Raw genomic sequence first — 23,699 nt, forward strand, 5'->3', positions numbered from 1 at the left:
CGCAGCGCACTGTTTATACTAAACAGTTTCGATACGAATATATTTTTTACGCTTTGGGCCTTTAACTTCAAATACAACTTTACCTTCTTCTGTCGCAAATAATGTGTGATCTTTGCCCATGCCTACATTTTCACCTGCATGAAAACGTGTTCCTCTTTGACGAACTAAAATATTTCCCGCCAGAACACTTTGACCACCATACCGCTTAACGCCAAGTCGTTTCGACTCCGAATCGCGACCGTTTCTAGTACTACCGCCTGCTTTCTTATGTGCCATGAATCTGTCCTTTGTTTAATTAAGCCGAAATACCAGTAATGAGTACTTCAGTGTAATACTGACGATGACCCATCTTTTTCATATGGTGTTTTCTACGTTTGAATTTAATAATATTCACTTTTTTGTGACGACCTTGAGATTTGACTGTTGCCGTCACCGTTGCGCCATCAATATTTGGTGTGCCAATTTTCAGGCCTGCTTCACCATTTACTAATAAAACTGAATCGAACGTAACTTCGTTACCTTCTTCAACGTCTAACTTTTCGATCTTAAGGAAATCACCCTCGGCGACTTTATATTGTTTACCGCCTGTTTGAATTACCGCGTACATTGTCTAGAGACTCCCTAGTGTTGTGGGTGGTTTTAAAAAGAGGCGAATTTTATCCTTTAGTGGGCGGTTGGTCAATCCCAAATAAACAAGGAAAAGCATTTTCTTATCTGCTTTTAAGCGTCAATACTTGGTATTATACGCTATTGATTTAAATTACCTTACCTTAATTCTCAAAAATGAGCAGCACAAACGCATCCTCAGCAACGCCTAAAATAGACTTTAAAGCAATTCAACAGCTCATGGCCCCAGCCATGAATCAAGTCGACAAGCAAATTTTGCAAGAACTAAACTCGGATGTTGTTCTGATCAATCAAATTGGTTTTCATATTGTTAATAGTGGCGGCAAACGTTTAAGACCCATGCTCGTTGCACTATCAGCTTGTGCGTTAGGTTACGAAGGGAAAGATCATATTATACTGGCCGCCGTTATTGAGTTTATTCACACCGCCACCCTCTTGCATGACGATGTCGTTGATGAATCGGATAAACGCCGTGGTGACGATACCGCCAATGCTATTTGGGGTAATGCAGCCAGTGTTCTAGTTGGTGATTTTTTACATTCACGCTCATTCGAAATGATGGTCAGTGTCAGTAACATGCGCGTTATGGATATTTTATCTCACGCCACCAATGCCATTGCCGAAGGTGAAGTTTTACAATTACTTAATATTAATAACCCCGATACAAATGAGCTTCAATACCTTGAAGTTATTAGAAGAAAAACCGCCAAACTTTTTCAAGCCAGCACTCAACTAGGTGCTGTACTTGCAAACAAAGGTGAGGACACTGAAAAAGCGTTATCGGCATATGGCCTTCATTTGGGCAACGCTTTTCAAATTATGGATGACATGCTCGATTACACTGCCGACGCAGAGAAACTGGGTAAAAACCTGGGTGATGATTTAGCCGAAGGCAAACCAACATTACCGTTAATCCATGCCATGGCGACTGGAACAAAAGAACAAGCCGACTTTATTAAGAAAACAATTAAAGAAGGTAATCGCACCGCTCATATGGATATCCTCTCGATTATAAAATCTACAGGGTCGTTAGCCTACACTGCCGAGTTCGCAGACAAAGAGGCACAAAAAGCTATTGATGCATTACGCGATATTGCTGATAACGACTACAAACTCGCGATGGAGCAACTGGCCCTATTTTCTATTCAACGCTCCTACTAGCAGTAGACGCGCTGAGGTTAATTTAAAACGACAATTTAAAATATCGCAACGCCAGTTGCACCGCACTATTAGCCATTAATATTTGATATAATTTCCTTTCAACCCTAAAAAAAATACAGGTATCTTTTATATGAGTGTAGAGCAACACGATCAATATTTAGCTGAGTGGGAAAGCCGCCAAGAAATTGCTGAAAGCATGATCCCTATCATCGGTAAGATGTACCGTGCCAATGGCGTCGTTCTTAAGATTTACGGAAGAACGCTCATTAACGCTTCACCGGTCACCCTACTTAAATTGCACCGTTATGTTCGCCAATTTGAAAAAGTGGAGCTCTCCATCCACGATAGCTTCAAAGTACTAACCGCATTAGAAAAAATGAAATTAGGACCTGTCCGTATTGACCTAGGACTGTTAGCGGTTCAATTTAATAACGACACTAGTGGATTAGGCATTGAGGACTTCCTTGCTGAAAAACTAGGCGAAGGCATCCGTCAGGTCCACGAACAATCCACCTCTGAACCAAGAGACGTGGTTTTGTACGGCTTCGGTCGCATCGGTCGCTTGTTAGCACGCCTACTTATAGAACGCACCGGCTCTGGAAATAAAATGCGCCTACGTGCCATTGTTGTTCGCAAAGGCGGCGACAATGATTTACAAAAACGCGCCAGCTTGTTGCGCCGTGATTCTACACATGGCTCGTTCAAAGGCACCATTAAGGTCGATGAAGAAAAAAACACCATCATGGCCAATGGTAATTTAATTCAAGTCATCTATGCGAGCCATCCAAAAGAAATCGATTACACTCAATATGGCATCAATGATGCGCTGATTGTCGACAACACGGGCATTCGTCGCGATGAAGCAGAACTGAGTGAACACTTCTTATCAAAAGGCGCTAGTAAAGTGCTATTAACCGCTCCCGGTAAAGACGTTAAGAACATTGTTTTTGGTGTCAATACAACTGACATCAAGCCAGAAGACAAAATTATTTCTGCGGCCAGCTGTACCACTAATGCTATCACACCTACCTTGAAGGCAATCAATGATGAGTTTGGCATTATTAAAGGCCATGTTGAAACGGTTCATTCGTACACCAACGATCAAAATTTAATCGACAATTATCATAAAGGTGAAAGACGTGGGCGTGCTGCCGCCTTAAATATGGTGCTAACTGAAACAGGTGCCGCCAAGGCTGTTTCAAAAGCATTGCCTGAACTTGAAGGCAAATTAACCGGTAATGCGATTCGTGTCCCAACACCCAACGTTTCTATGGCTATTTTGAATCTTAATTTAGAAAAGGAAACCGATAAACGGACACTAAATAACTTCCTACGTGAAACGGCTCTTCACTCGCCTATGCGCGAGCAAATTGATTTCACTACGTCTACTGAAGTCGTTTCAACTGATTTAGTGGGCGCTCGAAAAGCCTGCACCATTGACTCAAAAGCAACCATTGCCACAGGTGATTCCTGCGTTCTTTACCTTTGGTATGACAATGAGTTTGGTTATAGCTGCCAAGTGGTTCGCGTGATGCAAAAAATGGTTGGCTTAGACTTTCCATCATTGCCACACTAAGTAAGTCGCTTTTAACCATATCGTATAAAAAAGCCCGCATTTTAGCGGGCTTTTTTATACCTAGAAATACCGATTATTGACTAGGGCGATTCGCGATAAGGTCATCGACGACTGATGGATCAGCCAAGGTCGATGTATCGCCTAATTCATCAATCAAGTTTTCAGAAATTTTACGTAAAATTCTACGCATAATTTTACCTGAGCGTGTTTTAGGTAAGCCTGGCGCCCATTGAATAACATCAGGCGAGGCTATTGGCCCTATCTCTTTACGCACATGGTTCACTAACTCTTGACGTAATTCATCCGTTGCTTCGACCCCATCCATCAAGGTCACAAAAGTATAAATACCTTGCCCCTTTATATCATGAGGATAACCAATAACCGCCGCCTCAGCCACTGCTGGATGAAGCACTAAGGCGCTCTCAACTTCTGCGGTACCCATCCTGTGACCAGACACATTAATCACATCATCAACCCTACCGGTAATCCAATAATCTCCATCTTTATCTCGTCGTGCACCATCACCAGGAAAATACATCCCAGGATAATTCGCAAAATAAGCATCAATATAACGCTGATGATCACCAAACAATGTTCTAAACATCCCAGGCCATGGTTTTTTAATCACTAAAATCCCTTCGGCAGGATTTCCCGTTACTTCATTACCTTCGTTATCTACCAAACCAAACTCTATACCAAAGAAAGGCTGCATCGCCGAACCGGCTTTCAGGTCAGTCGCTCCTGGAAGGGGTGTCATTAAAATCCCGCCCGTTTCTGTTTGCCACCAAGTATCCACAATCGGGCAACGACCACCGCCAATCACCTTGTGATACCACTCCCAAGCTTCTGGGTTAATCGGCTCACCCACACTACCCAGAACTCTTAGACTACTTAAGTCGCAAGTCTTTACATAATCATCACCTTTAGCCATCAAGGCACGAATAGCCGTAGGTGCCGTGTAAAAAATATTAACTTTATGCTTTTCCACCACTTTCCAAAAGCGCGAAGCATCAGGATAAGTTGGCACGCCTTCAAACATCAACGTTTGCGCACCATTCGCTAATGGCCCATAAACAATGTATGTATGCCCCGTTACCCAGCCTACATCCGCTGTACACCAGTAAACATCCCCATCGTGATAGTCAAAAACATATTTGTGCGACACCGCAGCATGTAGCAAATAGCCACCCGTCGTATGTAAAACACCTTTTGGTTTGCCTGTTGAGCCCGATGTATAAAGGATAAACAAGGGATCTTCAGAGTCCATTTCTTCAGCTGGGCAATCATCTGACGCATTCTCAAGTAAATCGTGATACCAAACATCTCGACCATCTGTCCAATCTATACTGCCACCTGTACGTTGAACCACCACCACTGATTTTACTGAAGGGCAACTTTTTAAGGCTTGATCCGCATTAGCCTTTAACGGTACTGCTTTACCTCCACGAACACTTTCATCGGCGACAATAATTACCGCCGCTTCTGAATCAAGAAGCCTATCTTTTAACGCATCAGGGGAAAAACCACCAAAAACAACTAGATGAACCGCACCAATTCTTGCGCACGCAAGCATTGCAATGGCAGCTTCAGCAACCATTGGCATATAAATACAAACACGGTCACCTTTTTTTACACCCTCGGCTTTTAAACCATTAGCAAAGCGACACACCTCCGCATGAAGCTCTTTATAAGTATATGTTTTGTCGACTGCCGGATCATCACTTTCCCAAATAATAGCTGGCTGATCGCCACGCGTTTCAAGATGCCGATCCAAGCAATTCACACTTACATTGAGCTTGCCTCCAGTAAACCATTTAACCTCACCTTTTGGAAAATCATGCTCTACTGTTACATCCCATGGCTTTGACCAAGTTAAAAACTCTCTCGCTTTTTCATCCCAAAAACCCTTAGTATCTTCAATTGAGCGTTGATACTCAGCTTCATATACTTCCTTATTAATATGCGCATGATCAGCTACCGCTTTGGGTACTTTGTGTATATGAACGTCCGACATTCCTTCTCCTCTAATTTGTCTAATCTAAATAAATAAAAGCCATCTAAAAGTGACTTTATCTAATCGTTTAATGCATAAATAAACCACCATTCATGCTCAAGTCTGAACCTGTTGTATAAGCCGCTAAGTCACTGGCCAAAAAGGATACTCCATGTGCGACCTCTTCCGGCTGACATAAACGGCCAGTCGGGATATTACTCTCAATCATCTTACGTACTTCATCATCAATGGCCATCACCATTGGCGTTGCCACATACCCTGGTGAAATAGTATTAACAGTAACGCCTTTACGCGCTGTTTCACGTGCTAACGCTTTAGTGAAGCCATGCACCCCAGCCTTAGCCGCTGAGTAATTCACTTGGCCTATTTGACCCAACTGACCATTTACCGAGGACACATTAATTATACGACCAAAACCACGTTCGACCATCCCTTCAAAAACTTGACGTGTCATATTGAATACACTATTCAAATCAGTATCAATCACTGCATCCCAGTTTTCTCTAGGCATTTTTTTAAACATGCCATCCTTAGTAATACCGGCATTATTAACTAAAATATCAATAGGGCCGACGTTATTTTCAACCCATTGAATGGCGTCACCACATGCTTCAAAATCAGTCACGGGACAATGAACAATTTCAATATCAAAGCCGGCTTCTTTTTGAGCCAACTGCCAAGCCTGTGCTTTTTCCCTGTTATTGTACGCTGCCACCACCTTATAACCATCTTTTACAAACCGTTGACATACTGCTTCACCAATACCTCCTGTACCGCCTGTAACCAATGCAACTCGTTGACTCATTTGATTTCCTCTTTGAGATTGTATGTTGAATTTTAAATAAAATAACGTAACCCTACTCCATGAAGCCCTTTATTGAGCCTTGATGCCCTAGCCATTTAAATATAGCTTACTTGATACTGCCAAAATAATCGTTTATTTACAAGAGAAATAGCCCCTGAGGAAGCGCTAGTTCCCATGCATTTTCAAAGCCATGTAAAATGAACCTTGTTTTCATCAATTCACTAATAATTCTTTAATTTTTAAGCTAGAATTGATCAAATAGCTTTTGCTCATTCGACAGACATTTTATATATGCCCGAATCAACTGATCATCGAAAATTCAGCCGCTCAACCACCGAGTGCAATATGGTATTTACTCACCCCAGCACCGGAGCTAAGGGCACTGCCATCAGTCTCAACTTAAGTGCTGCCGGCATTCTGTTTAAAACCCATGAAAAGTTAACCCAAGGTTGCTCCCTTGAGATTTCGGTCCAATCTGTTAACCCAAACACCCCCCCATTAAATGCTATCGTTGAAATCAATCGTGTTACGCCGATTGAGGATAACCTCTATGAGATAGCGGCCACCATCGAAGGCATTAAAGGCGTTTAATAGTCAACTCCACAGGATTAAATGTGTACCGTATTACCAAAAATTTAAGTTTCTGTTATGGCCATCGATTGATGAACCACCCAGGCAAGTGTCGCCACTTACATGGTCACTCTGCGCGTGTAGAGATTACACTCGAGTCAGAACAGCTCAATGAGCAAGGCATGGTTTGTGATTTCGCCGACATCAAACAATTCGCCGGCCAATGGATTAATGAAACGCTGGATCACAATATGCTTTTGCATAAAAATGACCCTGTTCTGCCTCTTCTTCAAGAAGCAGGAGAAAGATTAATGGTAGTAGATGAGCATCCTACAGCAGAGTTTCTTGCAAAACTTATCTATGACTACGTTTCTAAAGGCGGATTTCCAGTCACCAAGGTATCTGTTTGGGAAACCGATAGTTCCAGTGCCAGCTACTCACCAGCTTAATGCTAAACCTTGTTCGGCCGATTAATAAGTCTTTTTGTTTACAAGTCCTTTGTGAAGAAAATTACACCCGATTATCACGCTTAATACCCAAAATAACCGAAGGTGATTTCAACAGTATCGCCGTTGATTCACAGGTGATTGCAACCGGCCCCTTTACTTATACTGTGTATTTTCAGCATGCCCACACAAGTAAGGAAGCAACTAAATCGCGGTTTAAATGCCGTGTTTATTTAGACACAAAATCAGTCGAAGTCATTCATATCGATGAACACGTAAGCTCTGGTCAACAACAAAATCTGTCACCAAAAGAGATATTAAATAACAAATGGGCTATAAATTATTTCTTTGAAAAATGGCTAACGTTTTTATTATCCTTTGCTGACGAACACTCCCGCCAACAAACCATTAACGCGTAAACAAACCGCTAGGGTTTCCTGCTAAGCTTAAATACAACCGGGCTCAACAGCAATAAAGCTATTAAGTTTGGAATAGCCATCAAGCCGTTTAACACATCGGCCAGCAACCAAAGAAAATCTAACTCCATTACTGCACCAAGTGGTACCGCCAACACCCATGCAATTCTATACCAAGGAATAACAGCCACACCTAAAATATATTCCGCACATCGTTCACCGTAATAGCTCCACCCTAACAGGGTTGTCAGAGCAAAAACGGCTAAACCAAAACTCACAACATACTCTCCATAGCCGGGAAGCCCCATTTTAAATGCATAGGCAGACAACGATGCGCCGGTTTCACCACTACTCCAACTACCCGTTAAAATAATCACTAGGGCGGTCATTGTGCAAATAATAATGGTATCAATAAAGGTACCCAGCATAGCAATTTTGCCTTGCCGTACCGGGTTATTAGTTTGTGCTGCCGCATGAGCAATAGGTGCTGTTCCAAGGCCAGCTTCATTGGAAAAAACACCCCTTGCAACACCAAACCTAATAGCTGCCATTAGCCCCGCACCTGCAAAGCCACCCACGGCTGCCGTGCCTGTAAAAGCATCATTAACGATCAACTGAAGTGCTTTTGGCACTGCGTCAAGGTGTTGAATAATAATAATACCCGCAGCCGTTAGATAAGCGATGCCCATCATCGGCACCAGTTTAGAGGCCACATGACCAATACGTTTAATGCCGCCAACCAAAACAATATAAACAACAACCCCCATCACCAAACCAGTTTGCCAAGCCGGCACCCCTAATGTACTACTTAATGCATCGGCTACTGAGTTTGCTTGAATAGTATTACCAATGCCAAACGCAGCCACGGCACCCAATAAAGAGAACAGAAAGCCTAACCAGTGCCATTGTTCAGCCAAACCATTCTTGATGTAATACATCGGACCACCAACATAGGCACCGCGCTCATCCACTTCCCGGTATTTAACCGCAAGTACAGCTTCAGCGTATTTAGTCGCCATTCCTACCAAAGCTGTTAACCACATCCAAAAAACTGCGCCTGGACCACCTAAAAAAATCGCTGTTGCCACCCCAGCAATATTTCCAGTTCCAATAGTGGCCGCTAATGAGGTCATCAAGGCATTAAACGGGCTGATCTCTCCTGCTTCAGACTGATTACTAACACGGCCTCGCCACAGTAATGAAAAAGCAGCCGGCAATTGGCGAATCGGCAAAAAGAGCAAGCCCAGCATTAAATAAAGCCCCGTTCCTAGCAATAAAGCTAAAATCACCGGTCCCCAGACAAAACTACTCATTGAGCTCAGTAACTGCGTTAATGTTTCCATACGTTTTATTTTAGAATTAGTTGTGTTATTTGAACTAACAGCCAATTAAGTATAAACACTCGACTAGCTTAAGTTTAACTGCATTTAAAGTAGCCAGTGCGTATTAAAGCTCGGTCAGCCTCATTTACTCAGCTCAACTTATCTTAATGGCCTTGTACCCTTTCAAACGCCCTTCACTTAGTCAACGCTCTACAGAATGAAGATACTCATATCTGCCCATGCGCTAGCACTCAATATGTAGCATAATGTGATCGTTAACACAGAAAACCGCTAGTATACGTCTTAAATTTGCAAAACAGAAAAACTAGCCTCTCGTTATTTGCGGCTGTTGACAGCTCTACGAGATACACCTCTGTGCTGGCACATTATAAAAAATAGAATTTTCTCAAATTATCATTATTAGTCGCTATGGACCTTTTAAACACATTCTTTAACTCTGAAAAACTGAGTGACGAAGCCATGTACTTCTTTGAAATGCATGGTTTTTTAACCAGCCTAGTTGTACAACCTGGCAGCTTGTCACAGCAACAAATTCTATCCGAAATATTGGCAGATAATGACGCCAACGCCTCTATTGAAAAAGCCATTTTTGATTTACAAAAAAATATTGAACAAGCCTTATTAAATGGTGAGTTTCCAACGATGATTGGCGAGTCTGAAGAACCTGATGAAGACTTTCTCACCCTATGGTCGTCTGGTTTTATGCAGGGTGTCTTTATGCATGAGGATCTGTGGTTTAACTCTCAGCCAGAAGACATTGCCGAACTCACGCTACCGATTCTAGCGTGCTCTGAGTTACTCGATGATGAAATAGATGAGATCACCCAAAATGACGATCTACTCGACGATATGGCTGAAAAAATCCCTGATTGTGTGATTGATTTATACCTTTTATTTAATAGCCCAGAAGGTACATAACGCGACTTTGCACACTGATACTTTTTTACAACATGCACTGGTAAGAGACCTCGCTTGGGTCATTGTCAATCCGCCTATTATTCAAGGACTCAAGCAGCACCAGTATTGGACCGAGTCAAGCGATTGGCAGCAAGCCTATCAGGCCTTTAAAGCCCCGCTTAAAAAATTGGATGCAAACCCCGCCGAACTGGTTGAGTTATTAGCCAAGCAAAAGGACTATCGATTAGGCCACCGTTTTGAAACATTGTTGACATACTGGTTTAATCATAGCCATCGCTACGAAATATTAGCCCAGAACCTTCAAATACAAGATACCAACAAAACCATTGGCGAGTTTGATTTCATTATCAAGGATCATGCAAGAGATAAAGTCCAACACTGGGAAGTCGCGTGTAAATTTTACCTGGGTATAAACGATACCGCTTTTACTCAATCATGGGTGGGGCCTATGTTAAAAGACCGTTTAGACCTCAAGTACGACTCCATGCAATCACGACAAAGCAAATTATCTGAACATCCCGCAGCAAAGCAACAACTTCAGCAACTAGGCCTTACCATAGACGAACATATTGGCCTAATGAAGGGCCGCTTGTTTCACCCCATACAATCTACTGAGCCCGCACACCCTTCACTTGTTGCAAGCGACCATCAACACGCACAATGGGCACGTTTAGAGCACTTTGTAAAGCACTTCCAATCATCTAGATATCAATGGCAAGTCTTAAAGAAAGACCGATGGATGGCCTCTCAATTGTACTGCCCTGATAATAGCTACCTCGACACGGACAGCATCGCTCAGTATTTTTTAGATCGCTCACAAGCATCACCATTATGCTTGGCTGGTTTTTTACCCGAGACATCAAAAGGGCATGAAATTAAACGTATTTTTTTAGTCGCAAAAGACTGGGCGAAAGAATCCAATTTCAACGATAATACAAATTCTTATTAACTTTAAATCAACAGAGACTTTCTTTGAATAACCTCTCAGACCAACCGATAGAAACAATTAATATTAACGGCTGTGAAGTCACGTTGCTCGGCACCGCTCATGTATCTAAAGCCAGTGCTGACGCAGTACACAGCCTACTTTCATCAGACCATTATGAGGCTGTTGCGATAGAGCTCTGCCCTAGTCGCTACAATGCGTTGATTGACCCTGACAACCTGGCTCAGATGGATTTATTTAATGTGATCAAAAGTGGTAAAGCTGCAATGGTCGCTGCCAGCTTGGCATTAGGTGCTTTTCAGCAAAAAATGGCTGATGAAATGGGTATTGAACCTGGTGCTGAAATGAAAATGGCCGCTGAACTGGCACAACAATCACACAAACCTGTTTTACTAATTGATCGTGACGTTGGCATCACCTTAAAACGCGTCTATCGAAATGTCCCTTGGTGGAAACGCATGGAGCTATTTTCTGGTCTCTTTGCAAGCCTTATGTTTTCAGAAAAAGTCAGCGAGGAAGACATAGAAAAATTGAAAGAAGGGGATGTTTTAGAGGCAACCTTTTCACAATTTGCCGAATCATCAAACGAAATTTATATGCCACTGGTTAATGAACGTGACCAGTACATGGCCCATCGTTTATTCAATGATGCCCATTCTGGTCAATATAAAACTATTCTCGCCGTTATTGGTGCTGGGCATTTAAAGGGCATCAAAGGCTACCTTGAGTCTCAGCTCCAAAACACCAAAAGCATTGAAGAGCTTGAAAGTATTCCTGCTGCTAGCCGCTGGCCTAAGTTGATTCCTTGGCTGATTGTTGCTTTAATTTTTATTGGTTTTAGTATCGGCTTTAATCGAGCACCCGAGCTTGGTTGGCAACTAGTTATCGAATGGGTTGTTATTAATGGTGGCTTGTCCGCCCTTGGAGTCATATTAGCGGGTGCACACCCTATCACTATTATCACCGCTTTTTTGGCGGCGCCACTCACATCACTTAATCCGACCGTTGGGGCTGGCATGGTAACGGCTGCCACCGAAGCCTGGCTAAGAAAACCTCGTGTTGGAGATTTCTCTACGCTAAAGTCAGATACAGTGACTATTCGTGGTTGGTGGAAAAACCGTGTTTCTCGTACCCTGCTAGTGTTTTTATTCAGCACCATTGGCTCTGCAGCGGGCACCTATATTGCGGGGTTCAGAATTTTCGAGCAACTCAGTTAAGTTAAATTATGCTTCGACTAAACCGTGAACATTTTTACGCACTTGCTGACTCATTACCAAACCGGCATCGTCAACAATTGAATCAAGCACCTCACCGTACATTAACTTTCCGTTATCGTTCAGCCAAATAATACCTTGGTTATAAAGCATTTCAATAAAGCCTTTAAATAACACTTTATCGAAAAACTCTGGGGAATTTAGGCCATTAAGTTCAGAAAGCCTTTGTGCTGTTTCGCCACAGTTTTTTTCAAGCTCAAAACGCGTAAAGTGGCCTACCCCATTCTTCTTCAACAATAACACCGTTAAATAGAAACGCTCCAAACTCAATAGCACCCCACGTGATAAAAAGCCGATTGTTTGGTGATGACTTTTATTCACCGAAAATGTGTCCGCCGATTGGTTGATTAAGCCTTGGTCAACCAAACAAGCAATCACCTTATTTGCTGTGTACGTAATTTGTCTATTAGTCCAATGCATAGAAAGCTCATCTTTCAAGAAGGGATACACCAACCTAAACCAATGAACAACTTGTTTCTTTTTTAACGACTGATGGCTTAAGAAGCAACAAGCAACAAAGGAAGGTAGGACAAATAAGTGCACGATATTGTTTCTAAAATATGTCATCAAAACAGCATCGCTACCTTCTACATACAAGCGTTCACCTGACTCGCCAACACCTCTTTTAACAATGCCAAACTCTTCACCATAGGCAATAATTTCTTTGGCGTTTAATTCAATACGTGTGACGTCTTTTGAATAGGGCGCTGCGTCAAGTAAAGCCAAGTATAAGTCCAATTGTGTCATTAAGTCTGCTTCACTCATCGACTGCTCTGGCGTGTTTAACAAGGCCATCGCCAATAAGCCTACGCAATTAACATGCGTTGCTTCATTAATACCAGACATAATCTGTGTACCTAATTTACTGACAACTGCATTAACCAGTTCTTTATTATCAGCACAATCCTCTCGACGCCACTGCGGCCGTTCCGCTTCAATTAATTTATCTAAATAAATAGGCGAACCAAAATTCACATGTACTTGGCCAAAGTGATCTTTTAAGGCTTTAAATGAACGTAATACCCCCATAACTGATTCAGACTTTTTCGGCTTGCCGCTTAATTCATTAACATATGTTTCACCTTCAACCAGTTTTTCATACGCAAAATTAACCGGAATAAAGACAACCGACCGTTTATGATCTCTAAGGTAACTTCGAACACTCATCGCTAACAAGCCTGGTTTTGCTTTGAGTTTACGCCCCGTTCGGCTGCGTCCCCCTTCGACAAAATACTCAACCGCCGTACCACGATTAGCTAAATACCCCATATACGCCTCAAATACCGAGCCATATAAAACATTTCCTTTGAACGTTCTACGCAAGAAAAAAGCACCACAACGCCTAATCCATGGCCCAGCAATTGGTATATTCAAGTTAATACCTGCCGCGACATGTGGTACGGCCAAACCACGGGTATACAAGGTATAAGATAAGACCAAATAATCCATATGACTTTGATGGCTTGGTACGTAAATGATCTGATGTTTACGTGACAATCGCTCAACACGGGCAAAATGGTGCAAAACAATACCATCGTACAGTTTATTCCACAGCCAACCTAGTACCTTTTCAAGCACCATAGCCGCCCGAATATTAATCACCGCAGCAATTTCAATGGCATACGCTTTCGCTTGTTTTTCTGCCTCATTTTTCGATAACTTCTTGCGCTTTATTTCCCGCTGTATAGCTTGCTGAACAATTTGGGTTTTCAGTAAATCTTCCGCTATTTTCTTGGGTGATAGTTGGTCAGGGCCAATCGTGATTAGACGCGTTCTAGCAAAGTGCACCCGCAACACACGTGTTAGTTTTCTAGTGGTATAGGGTACACTTGGTTTCCCCGCATTAAGCTGCTTTAACGAAACCGGGTCGCCAAACCGTAATAGCGTAGTACGCCCATTGAATAATATTGAAAGCGCTCGTGAAAGAAGATTAGATTTAACCCCCTCATCGGTAAATAAACTGCTCCAAAAACCATCTGATTTTCGAGGACCACGGCCCCAAAAAATGGAAACCGGAACGATTAAAATATCGTCATTGGAGGATTGTGCTGCATCGATTAATCTAGCCAAGCGTGCTGGTGCAGGATCTGCTTTACGTTCTTTTAGGCTTTCTAATGAAAATAGCGCCTCAGACTCGACCGCTGACTCTACTTCTATGCCATTGGAAGGCAGCGGCAGGCCCAGATTCTTACAAGTTTGTTCCAGCACAATTTGTTTTGAACAAGCATCACTGAAGGTGACATAACAAACCTTTTGATTTTTAAGTGATGCCAGCCATTTTTCACCTTTCGGCAATACTGTTGCTTTAACCCAAAAAGATAACAACCAACGCAGCAAAAAAGGACCCATCACGATTGTTTACTTGCTGACATGGCTGGAAAAATAACCGGTTGAAACTCATTTGTTACTTTAGCTTCTGTGGTTTGCGACAAGGTTTCAAAGTCAAACAACTGCCTATCCAACAGTTGTGAAGGCTTTATATTTTTCATACTATTGAAAATAGTTTCCACTCTACCAGGAAAATCTTTATCCCATTGAGTCAACATATTCTTCATTTGTACGCGCTGTAAATTTTCTTGTGAACCACATAAGTTACACGGAATAATCGGGTAGCCCTTAAGCTCGGCAAACTCAGCGATATCCTTCTCTCTTGAGTAAGCTAAGGGGCGAATAACAATATGCTTAGCATTATCACTTTTAAGTTTTGCGGGCATTGCCTTTAATTGACCACCATAAAACATATTCAGAAAAAACGTTTCAATAATGTCATCACGGTGATGTCCCAAGGCAATTTTATTAAAACCATTATCTTCCGCGTACGCATACAAGGCCCCTCTACGCATTCTTGAACATAAGCCACAAGTCGTTTTACCTTCGGGAATAACACGGGTTACAACGCTATACGTATCTTGTTCAATCACATGGTATGGCACGCCTATCGATTGTAAATACTCAGGCAAAACATGCTCGGGGAAACCGGGTTGTTTTTGATCAAGATTAACTGCCAATATTTCAAAATTAATGGGTGCACTATTACGCAAATTAAGCAGAATATCCAGCATCGTATAAGAGTCTTTACCGCCGGACAAACAGACCATAATCCGGTCACCGTCTTCCACCATATTATAATCGGCAATCGCTTGCCCCATTTCGCGTCTCAAACGTTTTTGAAGTTTGTTATAGCGTGTTTTAGTTTTATCTAGTGTGCTCATTTGCGCATTTTAACAGAGAATATCCACACGCTTTAAGTAGATGCATGTCTGCTTGCAAAGTGCTATAACAATAAAAAACAACAACAGGTCTTATATATGTCTACTATTAATCTTCAAGATCGTGCGATGGGTGCCATTATGGGCGCATATATCGGCGATGCCTTAGGTCTAGGTCCGCATTGGTTTTATGATCTTAATGAGCAATATCGACTCTATGGCGACTGGATAAACGACTACACAGATCCTCAACCAGACCGTTATCACGCCGGCATGAAAGCTGGCCAGCAATCACAGTCGGGGCTGATCTTAAATATGCAGATTGACTCTATACTCACTGATGGAGAGTACAACGAAGAAGATTTTTGTCGACGCCTAGATACTGAATTGTTTCCGGAACTTGATGGAACCGCCAATGTCGGCCCCGGTGGTTTTACTAGCCAATCCATCCGTGAAGCTTGGGTATTGCGCACGCAACATAATAAGCCTTGGGGTGAAGTAGCTGGCTTCACCGATAACACTGAAGCCGCTGAAAGGGTCTTGGCCTTAGCGGTACGTTATGCAACAAAACCACAAGAATTAGCTCGTAACGTATCAAGCAATACACTGCTCACCCAGTGTGACGAAACCATTAATGCCATGACCGTTGCTTATTCTGCTGTCCTTGGTATGTTAGTCCAAGGGCACCCACTAGATGAAGATTTATCTAGTAAATTAATGCAATTAGTTGCCGATCACCAGCTTCCCTTTCACGCAATGAGCATACCGGGGAGCAAACCGTCGGGGGCTGGCACGTTTGCATCGCCAGATGCTTTACTAACCCCATCGAGTATTGCTCGCGCTGCGCACGAAAACCTAATTCAACCTGCATGGAAAGTCTCTATTGTCTATGGTATGCCATGTGCTGTTTACCATCAATTCCCAGCCTGTTATTACTTAGCTGCGCGTTATTCAGATGATTTTGAAAGTGCCGTCTTACACGCCATAAACGGTGGTGGGCAAAATATGGCGCGAGCCATGTTAACCGGTGCCCTTGTTGGGGCACAGGTAGGCATTCAAAACATTCCAAAACGCTTTATTGATGGGCTGGAAGACTCAGACAAATTGCTTAATAGAGCAGAAAAATTAGCGGCCCTAATACACTAAACCGATGGCACTTACTAATGCACCCAGCTGGAAACCTTTTTTAGATGACGAGCTAAACCAACCGTATATGCTAGTCCTTAAGGAGTTTCTGCGCATAGAAAAAAACGATGGCAAAACTATCTACCCTCATTCTGCCAACTGGTTTCACGCATTGGAGGCCTGCCCTTTAAACGACGTAAAAGTTGTTATCTTGGGCCAAGACCCCTATCATCAGCCGCACCAAGCACACGGTCTGTGCTTTTCGGTTCAGCCAGATGTCAAAATACCACCATCACTGTTAAATATTTATAAGGAATTACACGCCGACTTAGGTATTCCTTATGCCTTACATGGCTGTTTAGAGAGCTGGGCAAAACAAGGTGTTTTATTACTAAATAGTGTCCTCACCGTTGAGTACGACAAGCCTAACGCTCACCAAGGAAAAGGCTGGGAAACATTTACAGACAAAATCATTCATACGGTTGCTGAACAAAACGAACACGTTGTGTTTCTACTTTGGGGCAATTACGCACAAAAAAAAGGGGCTTTCATCGATGAGCAGCAGCACCTTGTTTTAAAAGCCCCACACCCGTCACCATTATCAGCCCACCGTGGTTTTTTAGGTTGTCGGCACTTTAGTCAAACCAACCATTACCTGCAACAACATAATATCCCCCCTATTCATTGGGAATTGCCAAAACTAGCGGCACCTGTTAGTTAATACCAACCCACAAACCATCAACAAAAAAACATTATCTGCTAGCATTTATAAAAGCGTATTTATTTTTTAAAATGCTAATGCTTCTCTAACTTTCAATAAAAACAATAAGGCATTAAAAATGTTAAACAAAGATCAGCTACTTGAACCACTGATGAGTCAATTGGTAACCCCCGCGTTTGTACTCGACGCTAATGGCAAAGTGCTGATATGGAATAAAGCCTGTGAACGCTTAACCAATGTTAAAGCCGACCAAGTGCTCGGCACTAACCGCCATTGGCAAGCTTTTTATGATCATAAAAGAGACTGTTTAGCTGACTTGCTGGTCAACGGTAACGTCGATAAACTCAAAGCCCTATACTCTTATCACTCAGACAACAACCACTTCGGCGTCCATGCTCAAAATTGGTGTCAAATACCTAATGTTCCTGGCCACTTCTATTTAGCCGTTGATGCTGGCGCCATCTATAATGAAAAAGGCAAACTGATTGCTGTTGTTGAGACCATCAGAGACATCACCGAACAAAAGCTTGCGCAAGAAAACCTTAATCGACTCATGCAAGATCATGTCACCCCTACTTTTGCCTTAGATGCAGATGGAGAGGTTTTAATTTGGAATAGAGCCTGCGAACAACTCACTAATTGTAAGGCTGAAAACATGATCGGCACAAAGAATCATTGGCAGGCTTTTTATGATGAAAAACGAGATTGCTTAGCCGACTTATTATTAAAGAATAATACAGATAAAATCGCGGAGCTTTATTCTCTACAAATCGACGATGCGGTTAACGAACACCGGCTTAGAGTTGAAAATTGGTGTCAGATACCCAAAGTCCCTGGGCATTTTTATCTAGCAATTGATGCAGCGCCAATATACAACGAGGCTGGCGATTTAGTCGCTGTCGTTGAATCACTTCGAAATATGACAGAAGCAAAATTAGCACAAGAAAAGCTCGAACGCCTTGCTCAATATGATGGACTAACAGGGCTCGCCAATAGACGATCATTTGATCAAAGGCTTCAAGGTGATTGGAATTTAGCAGAACGAAATCAAACACCTATATCACTATTGTTTATAGACATTGACTGCTTCAAGCAATTTAATGATATCTATGGTCACCAAACAGGAGACGATTGTTTAAAAGCCGTCGCTTCGGTTATTTCTGGCCAATGTTTTCGCCCTTCTGACCTATCTGCTCGTTATGGCGGTGAAGAATTCACCATCATTTTGCCCAACACTGACAAAAATGGTGCTCAAGTCATAGCCGAACGTGTTCGCAAAGCCGTTTTTGATTTACATTGGGAGCATTCTGGTAACACTGCCGCTGATTATGTCACCATTAGCATAGGCATAGGCACTTGCATTCCCAGCACAGGGCAAACAGTCGACACCCTTATTAAAATGGCGGACGAATCTTTATACAAAGCAAAGGAACAAGGCAGAAATCGAATTTATTAAGGCGTGTATTTTAAAATGTAACGCCTGTTCCACCTAAGCCACAGTAACCACCCGGGTTCTTCGCTAAATATTGTTGATGATAATGCTCAGCATAATAAAAGCTAGGCTCTGGCAAAATTTCCGTTGTAATATCACCTAACCCAGCAGCTTTAAGTTTCTGCTCAAATAACTCTTTAGATTGCTTGGCCAATGTCGCTTCTGCGTTTGTCGCATAATAAATACCTGAGCGGTATTGCGTACCTCTATCGTTTCCTTGACGCATCCCCTGCGTCGGATCATGCGACTGCCAAAATACCTTTAGCAAACTGTCATAGGAAATAACTGTTGGGTCATACACAACTAACACAACTTCATTATGGCCGGTTTGCCCAGAACATACTTCTTCATATGTTGGGTTAGCGGTGTAGCCCCCTGCATAACCGACTGCTGTTGAATATACCCCCTCCAATTGCCAGAATTTACGTTCTGCGCCCCAAAAGCAGCCTAAACCAAACAAGGCTGTTTTATGGCCATCAGGGAAAGGCGGGACCAAAACATGACCAGAATAAACAAAATGCTCCCTTGGCACAGGCATCGATTCGGTACGACCCGGCAAGGCTTGATCTTTTGTAGGCAATATAAGTTTTTTATCAAACATGTTTTATATCTTACCTCATACAATAAAGAAAATAACGCCTTGGCCGCCGTTATTGGGCATTCCGTCATATAATGTTGGCTCTATTTTTAGATAAAACAGCACAGGCGAGCAGCTCTACTATGTCAAACGAAAATAAAGACCAACTCTTTCGATTTCTTTTTAAAGAACTAGGCGTACGGGGTGAAATTGTCTCGTTAGATGCCAGTTTTCAAGCTGCATTAGCCTTACACAACTACCCTACCAGTGTCGCTGAACAATTAGGGCAAGCGCTTGCCGCCTCGCTGCTCTTATCTGCTACATTGAAATTTGATGGTTCATTAATTCTGCAGATTCAAGGGAACGGACCGATTAGCATGCTGGTGGCTCAAGCAAGTGACCGTCAAAACGTGCGCGGCTTAGCCCATTGGGATGGCGATGTGAAGCCCGGAAACCTGACAGACTTATTTGCTGATGCTCGACTAGTTCTTACGCTTAAACCAACTATGGGCAAACCTTATCAGGGAATTGTTAATTTGGAAGGCAACGCCCTATCCGATGCACTAGAGTCTTACTTTAAGCAATCTGAGCAGCTTAAAACACGCCTATGGTTTGCCGTAAATGGCGACAAAGCCGTTGGCTTTTTGCTACAAGAGTTACCCGCACATAACGGCGAACAAGCTGATTGGGAGCGCGTAGAAATGTTAGCAGACACCATCACAAGCAATGAGTTGCTTGAGTTAACAGCTGAGGACATTATTCACCGCCTTTTCCACGAAGAAAGCGTCACACTTTACGAGCCACAAGCGATACAGTTTAAATGCAGTTGCTCTAGAGAAAAGATTGAAGCGGGCTTATTAACAGTCGGGCATGCAGAATTAGTCTCATTACTTGAAGAAAAAGGTGCTGTCGACACACACTGTGATTTTTGCAATCAGCATTATCATTTTGACGCCATTGATATCGAACAGCTATTTTCCACCGGCAAAACCAGTGGCCCAACGGTGCTCCATTAACATTGGCACTCACCTGAGCTAAACTAATACAGCAAACAAAGACCCCCTAAAAGAGCTCAATCGCCCTATAAATTACCAGTCTCGCGCTAAGAAATATAAGGTTTCAGCCACTGCTCAAATTGTGATAAATTCATGACGCCTGCTTGCCTAGCAAGCTCTTTTCCATTTTTCATCACTAATAAGGTCGGAATACTTCGAATATTAAAACGAGCGGCTAACCGTTGCTCATGCTCTGTATCCAACTTAGCAAATCTCGCTTTGGGTTCTAGCTTTTTTATTGCCTGATCAAATGTCGGCGCAAAAGACCGACATGGACCACACCACCCTGCCCAGCAATCTATTACAACTGGAAGATCATTTTGTTCAAAATGGCGTTGCGCATTGGAAGCTTTTAGGGTGACATATTTGCCAGCAAATAACTTTTTCTTACACTGACCACAACGCCCACCAGCAGTTAATTTATCACTCGGCAGCTTATTAACCACATCACAGGATGTGCAAACTACTTTTATTGAATCAGTCATAGGCTAAGCGTTAATAAAGTTTTTAATAGAATAAAATATGGGGCCAAACTCAGCATCATTCAAGGCTTGATTAACTGCAGCTTTTGCAGCCTCGTTAATTTTTTAATGCTTGCCTCTCGAATACTAGCCCTGCTTCTATTATCCACCTTCTCGCTATAGACAAATTTAACAGGTCGGCGACCTTTAAAATATTTCGCACCTTGCCCCGTCGCATGCTGCTGAAAACGACGGTCTAAATCCGTTGTTATTCCTGTATACAAGCTACTATCGCTGGCTTCAATAATGTAGACAAACCAGCTCATACAGCCTTAAGAAGCTCGCCACACTGGCGACAAAAATAGTTAGTTTTGCGCTGAACAACTTTATTATGCCGACGAACACCTAATTGATGCGTTTGGCAATCGCAGCGATAAGGGACTGTTGAATATCGTCGCTTAGGGATATCACTCAAATCATATTGCGCTGTTCGGCTCGCTTTAGCGCCAAACTGTTGCATCATAGCTCGCCACTCTGGCCCATGTGGTAACACTTTTTTCTTACTAAACTGTTTATCAATAATATAGTGCGCAACCTCATGTGGCACAGTTTGCTGAAGATTTTGTTTGAAATATTTTGAAAATATAAGCGCGTTATAACGGATTAATATTTGCTCACGAGATCTTTTATACATGCCAATCGTGTGACCGGTCAGATCAAATTTAACTGGAATAACTTGATAATCCGTACTCAATAAGCTGTTCGCCAATTGTATATATCGAGCGGTTTCATCAATAACCAGCTGCTCCTGTTCTGCAGTCAGCTGAGCGATCATTCCACCACGTTAAGGCTATCAACTAACGAACGAACTTCTTGCCTTGCCGCGACATGAGATAAACTATTAACCTTTTCGAGATCCAATACCGTCAGACCATTTGGAAACAGTTCCTTATAAATAACGCGTTCATATAAGCCGGGCACATAACGAAACATAATTCGCTTTTGTAATGATTCCAAGGCACTGTGTACACGTTTGTTATTTCTTGAATCTAGCGATGCCAGTCTCGTTCGAACCACCACCCAATCCATCGGCGGTTTACCACTCGCTGAGCGAAACTTTCGGCTATCCCAAACCATTTCCGTATAAAAACTAAGTTTTTTAACTTGAAAGGAATCCGCCGATACCTCACCCAATAAATCCAAGTCTATAAAGCTATCATTCAAAGGCGTAACTAAGGTGTCTGCCAAGGCATGCGCCAAACGTGACAAGTAGGTGTCATTTCCTGGGCAATCAATAACAATAAAATCGACATCACGTTTGAATTCATCAAGCCCCTCTTGCAAACTCTGTTGATCTTCGACTTCCCTGTCTTTAACTAAACTAGCCGTCGATTGACCAACTACTTTAAACGCTGGCATAGCAACTTTGGTTCCACCATTTGCCATAAACGTTTGCCTGTTTTGCAAATATCTCGCTACACTTTTTTGCCGTGCATCTAAATCGATAACCGCTACTTTTTTAGTCTTATCGAGTAAACCAACAATGATGTGCATGGCAAGGGTGGACTTACCTGTCCCCCCTTTTTCATTACCGACTACAATGATGTGCGCGTCTTTTTTATCCATAAAATTTTTGCCTAATCAAAGCATCCTGTAAGACAATAACTAGAGTGTTTCTAATTCAAACTCTACTAGCGGATTGACATCTTCATCGTAATTAACTGCTGCTAATTCAAAACCAAATAGATTAAGAAATTCTTTTTTGTAACTCGCATAATCTGTTAATTCAAATAAATTTTCTGTTGTTACCGTTGGCCAAATATCAACACATTGTTGTTGAATGTCGTCACGTAGCTCCCAATCATCTAAACGTAAGCGATTAGCATCATCTAAATTCTTTTCTGCTCCGACATTAAACAATTGCGTTCTAAAAAGGCGGTTTATTTGTTCGATACAACCTTCATGAATACCTGCTTCCTTCATCACCTTAAACACCATTGAAATATACAACGGCATCACTGGAATAGCAGAACTGGCTTGCGTTACCACCGATTTTAATACGGCGACATGCGCACTACCATTAAGCTGTTTAAGTTTCGCATCAATTGCTTTTGCTGCACGGTCCAAATCCATTTTGGCTTTACCTAATGCTCCGTCCCAATAAATGGGCCACGTAATGGCAGTTCCAATATAACTATAAGCAACCGACTGACAGCCTTTTGCGAGCACGCCAGCTTGACTCAGCGCATCCATCCACAGCTCCCAGTCTTCCCCACCCATGACAGTCACAGTGTCTTTGATTTCTTGCTCAGTTGCAGGCTCAACTTCTGCCTCAATGATAGTATCTTTATTTGTATCAATCGCGGTTGACCGATATGTTTCACCAATGGGTTTTAAGCATGACCGCGTCAGCTGGTCGGCACCCGGAACTTTACGGACAGGAGAAGCCAGTGAATAAACAACTAAGTCTATCTCACCTAAATCTTCTTTAATCAGCTCAATGGTTTTTTGCTTCGCTTCATTTGAAAAAGCATCGCCATTAATATGCTTCGCATACAAACCTGCTTTTTTTGCTTCAGCATCAAATGCAGCCGTGTTATACCAGCCTGCAGAGCCGGGCTTTTTCTCACTACCGGGTTTTTCAAAAAAAACACCGATAGTTGCAGCACCCGAGCCAAAAGCTGCCGTAATTCTAGAGGCCAGACCATAACCACTTGAAGACCCGATAACCAGCACTTTTTTAGGCCCATCTTTGACCGGACCTTGTTGTTGTGTCAGCTTAATTTGCGCGTTGACATTCTCAGCGCAACCAACAGGGTGTGCTGTTGTACAGATAAAGCCACGAGTTTTTGGTTTAATGATCATACCCTTGTCCATTTAATTAAAATAAAGCCGCTATTTTAAAGGGATAACGTAATATTTTATAGCTCTCAATGAATCATCTTCATATTGCTATCAGCTAC

At 42.4% G+C, this 23,699-nt stretch carries 25 protein-coding genes; 12 read left to right on the forward strand and 13 right to left on the reverse strand.

The genetic code is table 11. The features are described 5' to 3' along the window. Nucleotides 1–18: 18 nt before the first annotated feature. Nucleotides 19–276, reverse strand: a complete 258-nt coding sequence (gene rpmA / locus CPC19_RS10245; RefSeq protein WP_015005373.1) for a 50S ribosomal protein L27 — start codon at nucleotides 274–276, stop codon at nucleotides 19–21. A 19-nt stretch (nucleotides 277–295) separates the two neighbouring features. Beyond that, the gene (rplU, locus tag CPC19_RS10250; protein ID WP_015005372.1) at nucleotides 296–607 is read right to left on the reverse strand and encodes a 50S ribosomal protein L21; all 312 of its coding nucleotides are present in this window, start codon (nucleotides 605–607) and stop codon (nucleotides 296–298) included. Nucleotides 608–783: 176 nt separating this feature from the next. Between rplU and ispB the strand changes: the two genes are divergently transcribed. Both ispB and CPC19_RS10260 read left to right on the forward strand, forming a co-directional pair. Beyond that, on the forward strand, nucleotides 784–1,788 hold the full coding sequence (gene ispB / locus CPC19_RS10255; RefSeq protein ID WP_015005371.1) for an octaprenyl diphosphate synthase: 1,005 nt from the start codon (nucleotides 784–786) through the stop codon (nucleotides 1,786–1,788). 130 nt (nucleotides 1,789–1,918) lie between these two features. Then, nucleotides 1,919–3,364: a glyceraldehyde-3-phosphate dehydrogenase gene (locus tag CPC19_RS10260; RefSeq protein WP_096910797.1), complete on the forward strand. Its 1,446-nt coding sequence runs from the start codon at nucleotides 1,919–1,921 to the stop codon at nucleotides 3,362–3,364. A gap of 73 nt (nucleotides 3,365–3,437) precedes the next feature. Here the strand turns inward: CPC19_RS10260 and acs are convergent, their stop codons facing one another. After that, on the reverse strand, nucleotides 3,438–5,378 hold the full coding sequence (gene acs, locus CPC19_RS10265) for an acetate--CoA ligase (RefSeq protein WP_015005369.1): 1,941 nt from the start codon (nucleotides 5,376–5,378) through the stop codon (nucleotides 3,438–3,440). Nucleotides 5,379–5,445: 67 nt separating this feature from the next. Further along, on the reverse strand, nucleotides 5,446–6,183 hold the full coding sequence (gene phbB, locus CPC19_RS10270; RefSeq protein ID WP_016389795.1) for an acetoacetyl-CoA reductase: 738 nt from the start codon (nucleotides 6,181–6,183) through the stop codon (nucleotides 5,446–5,448). Nucleotides 6,184–6,474: 291 nt separating this feature from the next. On the opposite strand from phbB, the gene CPC19_RS10275 reads away from it, so the two are divergent. Genes CPC19_RS10275 through CPC19_RS10285 form a run of 3 tightly spaced genes read left to right on the forward strand, consistent with a single transcriptional unit; the run spans nucleotide 6,475 to nucleotide 7,618 of the window. Continuing rightward, a complete protein-coding gene (locus CPC19_RS10275; protein ID WP_016389797.1) occupies nucleotides 6,475–6,774 on the forward strand; it encodes a PilZ domain-containing protein in 300 nt (99 codons plus the stop codon). A 23-nt stretch (nucleotides 6,775–6,797) separates the two neighbouring features. Beyond that, nucleotides 6,798–7,202 (forward strand): 6-carboxytetrahydropterin synthase QueD, encoded by a 405-nt coding sequence (queD, locus tag CPC19_RS10280; RefSeq protein WP_026362571.1) that lies wholly within the window; start codon nucleotides 6,798–6,800, stop codon nucleotides 7,200–7,202. Next, the gene (locus CPC19_RS10285; protein ID WP_015005365.1) at nucleotides 7,202–7,618 is read left to right on the forward strand and encodes a DUF1249 domain-containing protein; all 417 of its coding nucleotides are present in this window, start codon (nucleotides 7,202–7,204) and stop codon (nucleotides 7,616–7,618) included. Before queD ends, CPC19_RS10285 begins: the two co-directional genes overlap by 1 nt. A gap of 8 nt (nucleotides 7,619–7,626) precedes the next feature. Here the strand turns inward: CPC19_RS10285 and CPC19_RS10290 are convergent, their stop codons facing one another. After that, complete coding sequence (locus CPC19_RS10290) at nucleotides 7,627–8,958, reverse strand: sodium:alanine symporter family protein (RefSeq protein ID WP_016389799.1); 1,332 nt, start codon at nucleotides 8,956–8,958, stop codon at nucleotides 7,627–7,629. A gap of 408 nt (nucleotides 8,959–9,366) precedes the next feature. Here CPC19_RS10290 and CPC19_RS10295 point away from each other — a divergent pair, with 408 nt between their 5' ends. From CPC19_RS10295 to CPC19_RS10305, 3 genes are read left to right on the forward strand one after another with little or no spacing between them, the layout of a single operon-like run. Next, entirely contained in the window at nucleotides 9,367–9,876 is a 510-nt protein-coding gene (locus CPC19_RS10295) for a YecA family protein (RefSeq protein ID WP_016389800.1), read from the forward strand. A gap of 7 nt (nucleotides 9,877–9,883) precedes the next feature. Next, a complete protein-coding gene (locus CPC19_RS10300) occupies nucleotides 9,884–10,825 on the forward strand; it encodes a DUF1853 family protein (protein ID WP_016389801.1) in 942 nt (313 codons plus the stop codon). A 23-nt stretch (nucleotides 10,826–10,848) separates the two neighbouring features. Further along, on the forward strand, nucleotides 10,849–12,039 hold the full coding sequence (locus tag CPC19_RS10305) for a TraB/GumN family protein (RefSeq protein WP_016389802.1): 1,191 nt from the start codon (nucleotides 10,849–10,851) through the stop codon (nucleotides 12,037–12,039). Nucleotides 12,040–12,045: 6 nt separating this feature from the next. Here the strand turns inward: CPC19_RS10305 and plsB are convergent, their stop codons facing one another. After that, nucleotides 12,046–14,445, reverse strand: coding sequence for a glycerol-3-phosphate 1-O-acyltransferase PlsB (gene plsB, locus CPC19_RS10310; RefSeq protein ID WP_016389803.1), 2,400 nt, complete (start codon nucleotides 14,443–14,445; stop codon nucleotides 12,046–12,048). Continuing rightward, nucleotides 14,445–15,308, reverse strand: coding sequence for a tRNA 2-thiocytidine(32) synthetase TtcA (gene ttcA, locus CPC19_RS10315; RefSeq protein ID WP_016389804.1), 864 nt, complete (start codon nucleotides 15,306–15,308; stop codon nucleotides 14,445–14,447). Before ttcA ends, plsB begins: the two co-directional genes overlap by 1 nt. Before the next feature lie 96 nt (nucleotides 15,309–15,404). On the opposite strand from ttcA, the gene CPC19_RS10320 reads away from it, so the two are divergent. From CPC19_RS10320 to CPC19_RS10330, 3 genes are all read left to right on the forward strand, one after another. Further along, nucleotides 15,405–16,451 (forward strand): ADP-ribosylglycohydrolase family protein, encoded by a 1,047-nt coding sequence (locus tag CPC19_RS10320; RefSeq protein WP_016389805.1) that lies wholly within the window; start codon nucleotides 15,405–15,407, stop codon nucleotides 16,449–16,451. Between the two features lie 4 nt (nucleotides 16,452–16,455). Further along, nucleotides 16,456–17,151: a uracil-DNA glycosylase gene (ung, locus tag CPC19_RS10325; RefSeq protein WP_015005357.1), complete on the forward strand. Its 696-nt coding sequence runs from the start codon at nucleotides 16,456–16,458 to the stop codon at nucleotides 17,149–17,151. Nucleotides 17,152–17,269: 118 nt separating this feature from the next. After that, nucleotides 17,270–18,607 carry a diguanylate cyclase domain-containing protein gene (locus CPC19_RS10330; protein WP_016389807.1) on the forward strand — a complete coding sequence of 446 codons (1,338 nt, stop codon included), beginning with the start codon at nucleotides 17,270–17,272 and terminating at the stop codon, nucleotides 18,605–18,607. Between the two features lie 10 nt (nucleotides 18,608–18,617). Here CPC19_RS10330 and msrA read toward each other — a convergent pair whose 3' ends face one another. Further along, nucleotides 18,618–19,244 carry a peptide-methionine (S)-S-oxide reductase MsrA gene (gene msrA / locus CPC19_RS10335; protein ID WP_015005355.1) on the reverse strand — a complete coding sequence of 209 codons (627 nt, stop codon included), beginning with the start codon at nucleotides 19,242–19,244 and terminating at the stop codon, nucleotides 18,618–18,620. 119 nt (nucleotides 19,245–19,363) lie between these two features. On the opposite strand from msrA, the gene hslO reads away from it, so the two are divergent. Further along, nucleotides 19,364–20,236 carry an Hsp33 family molecular chaperone HslO gene (hslO, locus tag CPC19_RS10340; RefSeq protein ID WP_026362569.1) on the forward strand — a complete coding sequence of 291 codons (873 nt, stop codon included), beginning with the start codon at nucleotides 19,364–19,366 and terminating at the stop codon, nucleotides 20,234–20,236. 86 nt (nucleotides 20,237–20,322) lie between these two features. On the opposite strand, the gene trxC is transcribed toward hslO, so the two are convergent. Genes trxC through fabV form a run of 5 tightly spaced genes read right to left on the reverse strand, consistent with a single transcriptional unit; the run spans nucleotide 20,323 to nucleotide 23,601 of the window. After that, the gene (trxC, locus tag CPC19_RS10345) at nucleotides 20,323–20,760 is read right to left on the reverse strand and encodes a thioredoxin TrxC (protein ID WP_015005353.1); all 438 of its coding nucleotides are present in this window, start codon (nucleotides 20,758–20,760) and stop codon (nucleotides 20,323–20,325) included. Between the two features lie 59 nt (nucleotides 20,761–20,819). After that, a complete protein-coding gene (locus tag CPC19_RS10350) occupies nucleotides 20,820–21,062 on the reverse strand; it encodes a GIY-YIG nuclease family protein (protein WP_015005352.1) in 243 nt (80 codons plus the stop codon). Next, the gene (locus CPC19_RS10355; protein ID WP_015005351.1) at nucleotides 21,059–21,571 is read right to left on the reverse strand and encodes a SprT-like domain-containing protein; all 513 of its coding nucleotides are present in this window, start codon (nucleotides 21,569–21,571) and stop codon (nucleotides 21,059–21,061) included. The genes CPC19_RS10350 and CPC19_RS10355 overlap by 4 nt, the downstream gene beginning before the upstream one ends. Continuing rightward, nucleotides 21,568–22,362, reverse strand: a complete 795-nt coding sequence (locus CPC19_RS10360; RefSeq protein ID WP_016389810.1) for a division plane positioning ATPase MipZ — start codon at nucleotides 22,360–22,362, stop codon at nucleotides 21,568–21,570. The genes CPC19_RS10355 and CPC19_RS10360 overlap by 4 nt, the downstream gene beginning before the upstream one ends. A gap of 39 nt (nucleotides 22,363–22,401) precedes the next feature. After that, entirely contained in the window at nucleotides 22,402–23,601 is a 1,200-nt protein-coding gene (gene fabV / locus CPC19_RS10365; RefSeq protein WP_016389811.1) for an enoyl-ACP reductase FabV, read from the reverse strand. Between the last annotated feature and the right edge of the window lie 98 nt (nucleotides 23,602–23,699).

Source organism: Cycloclasticus sp. PY97N (genome assembly GCF_002443175.1).
In the GTDB taxonomy this organism is placed as follows: Bacteria; Pseudomonadota; Gammaproteobacteria; order Methylococcales; family Cycloclasticaceae; genus Cycloclasticus; species Cycloclasticus pugetii.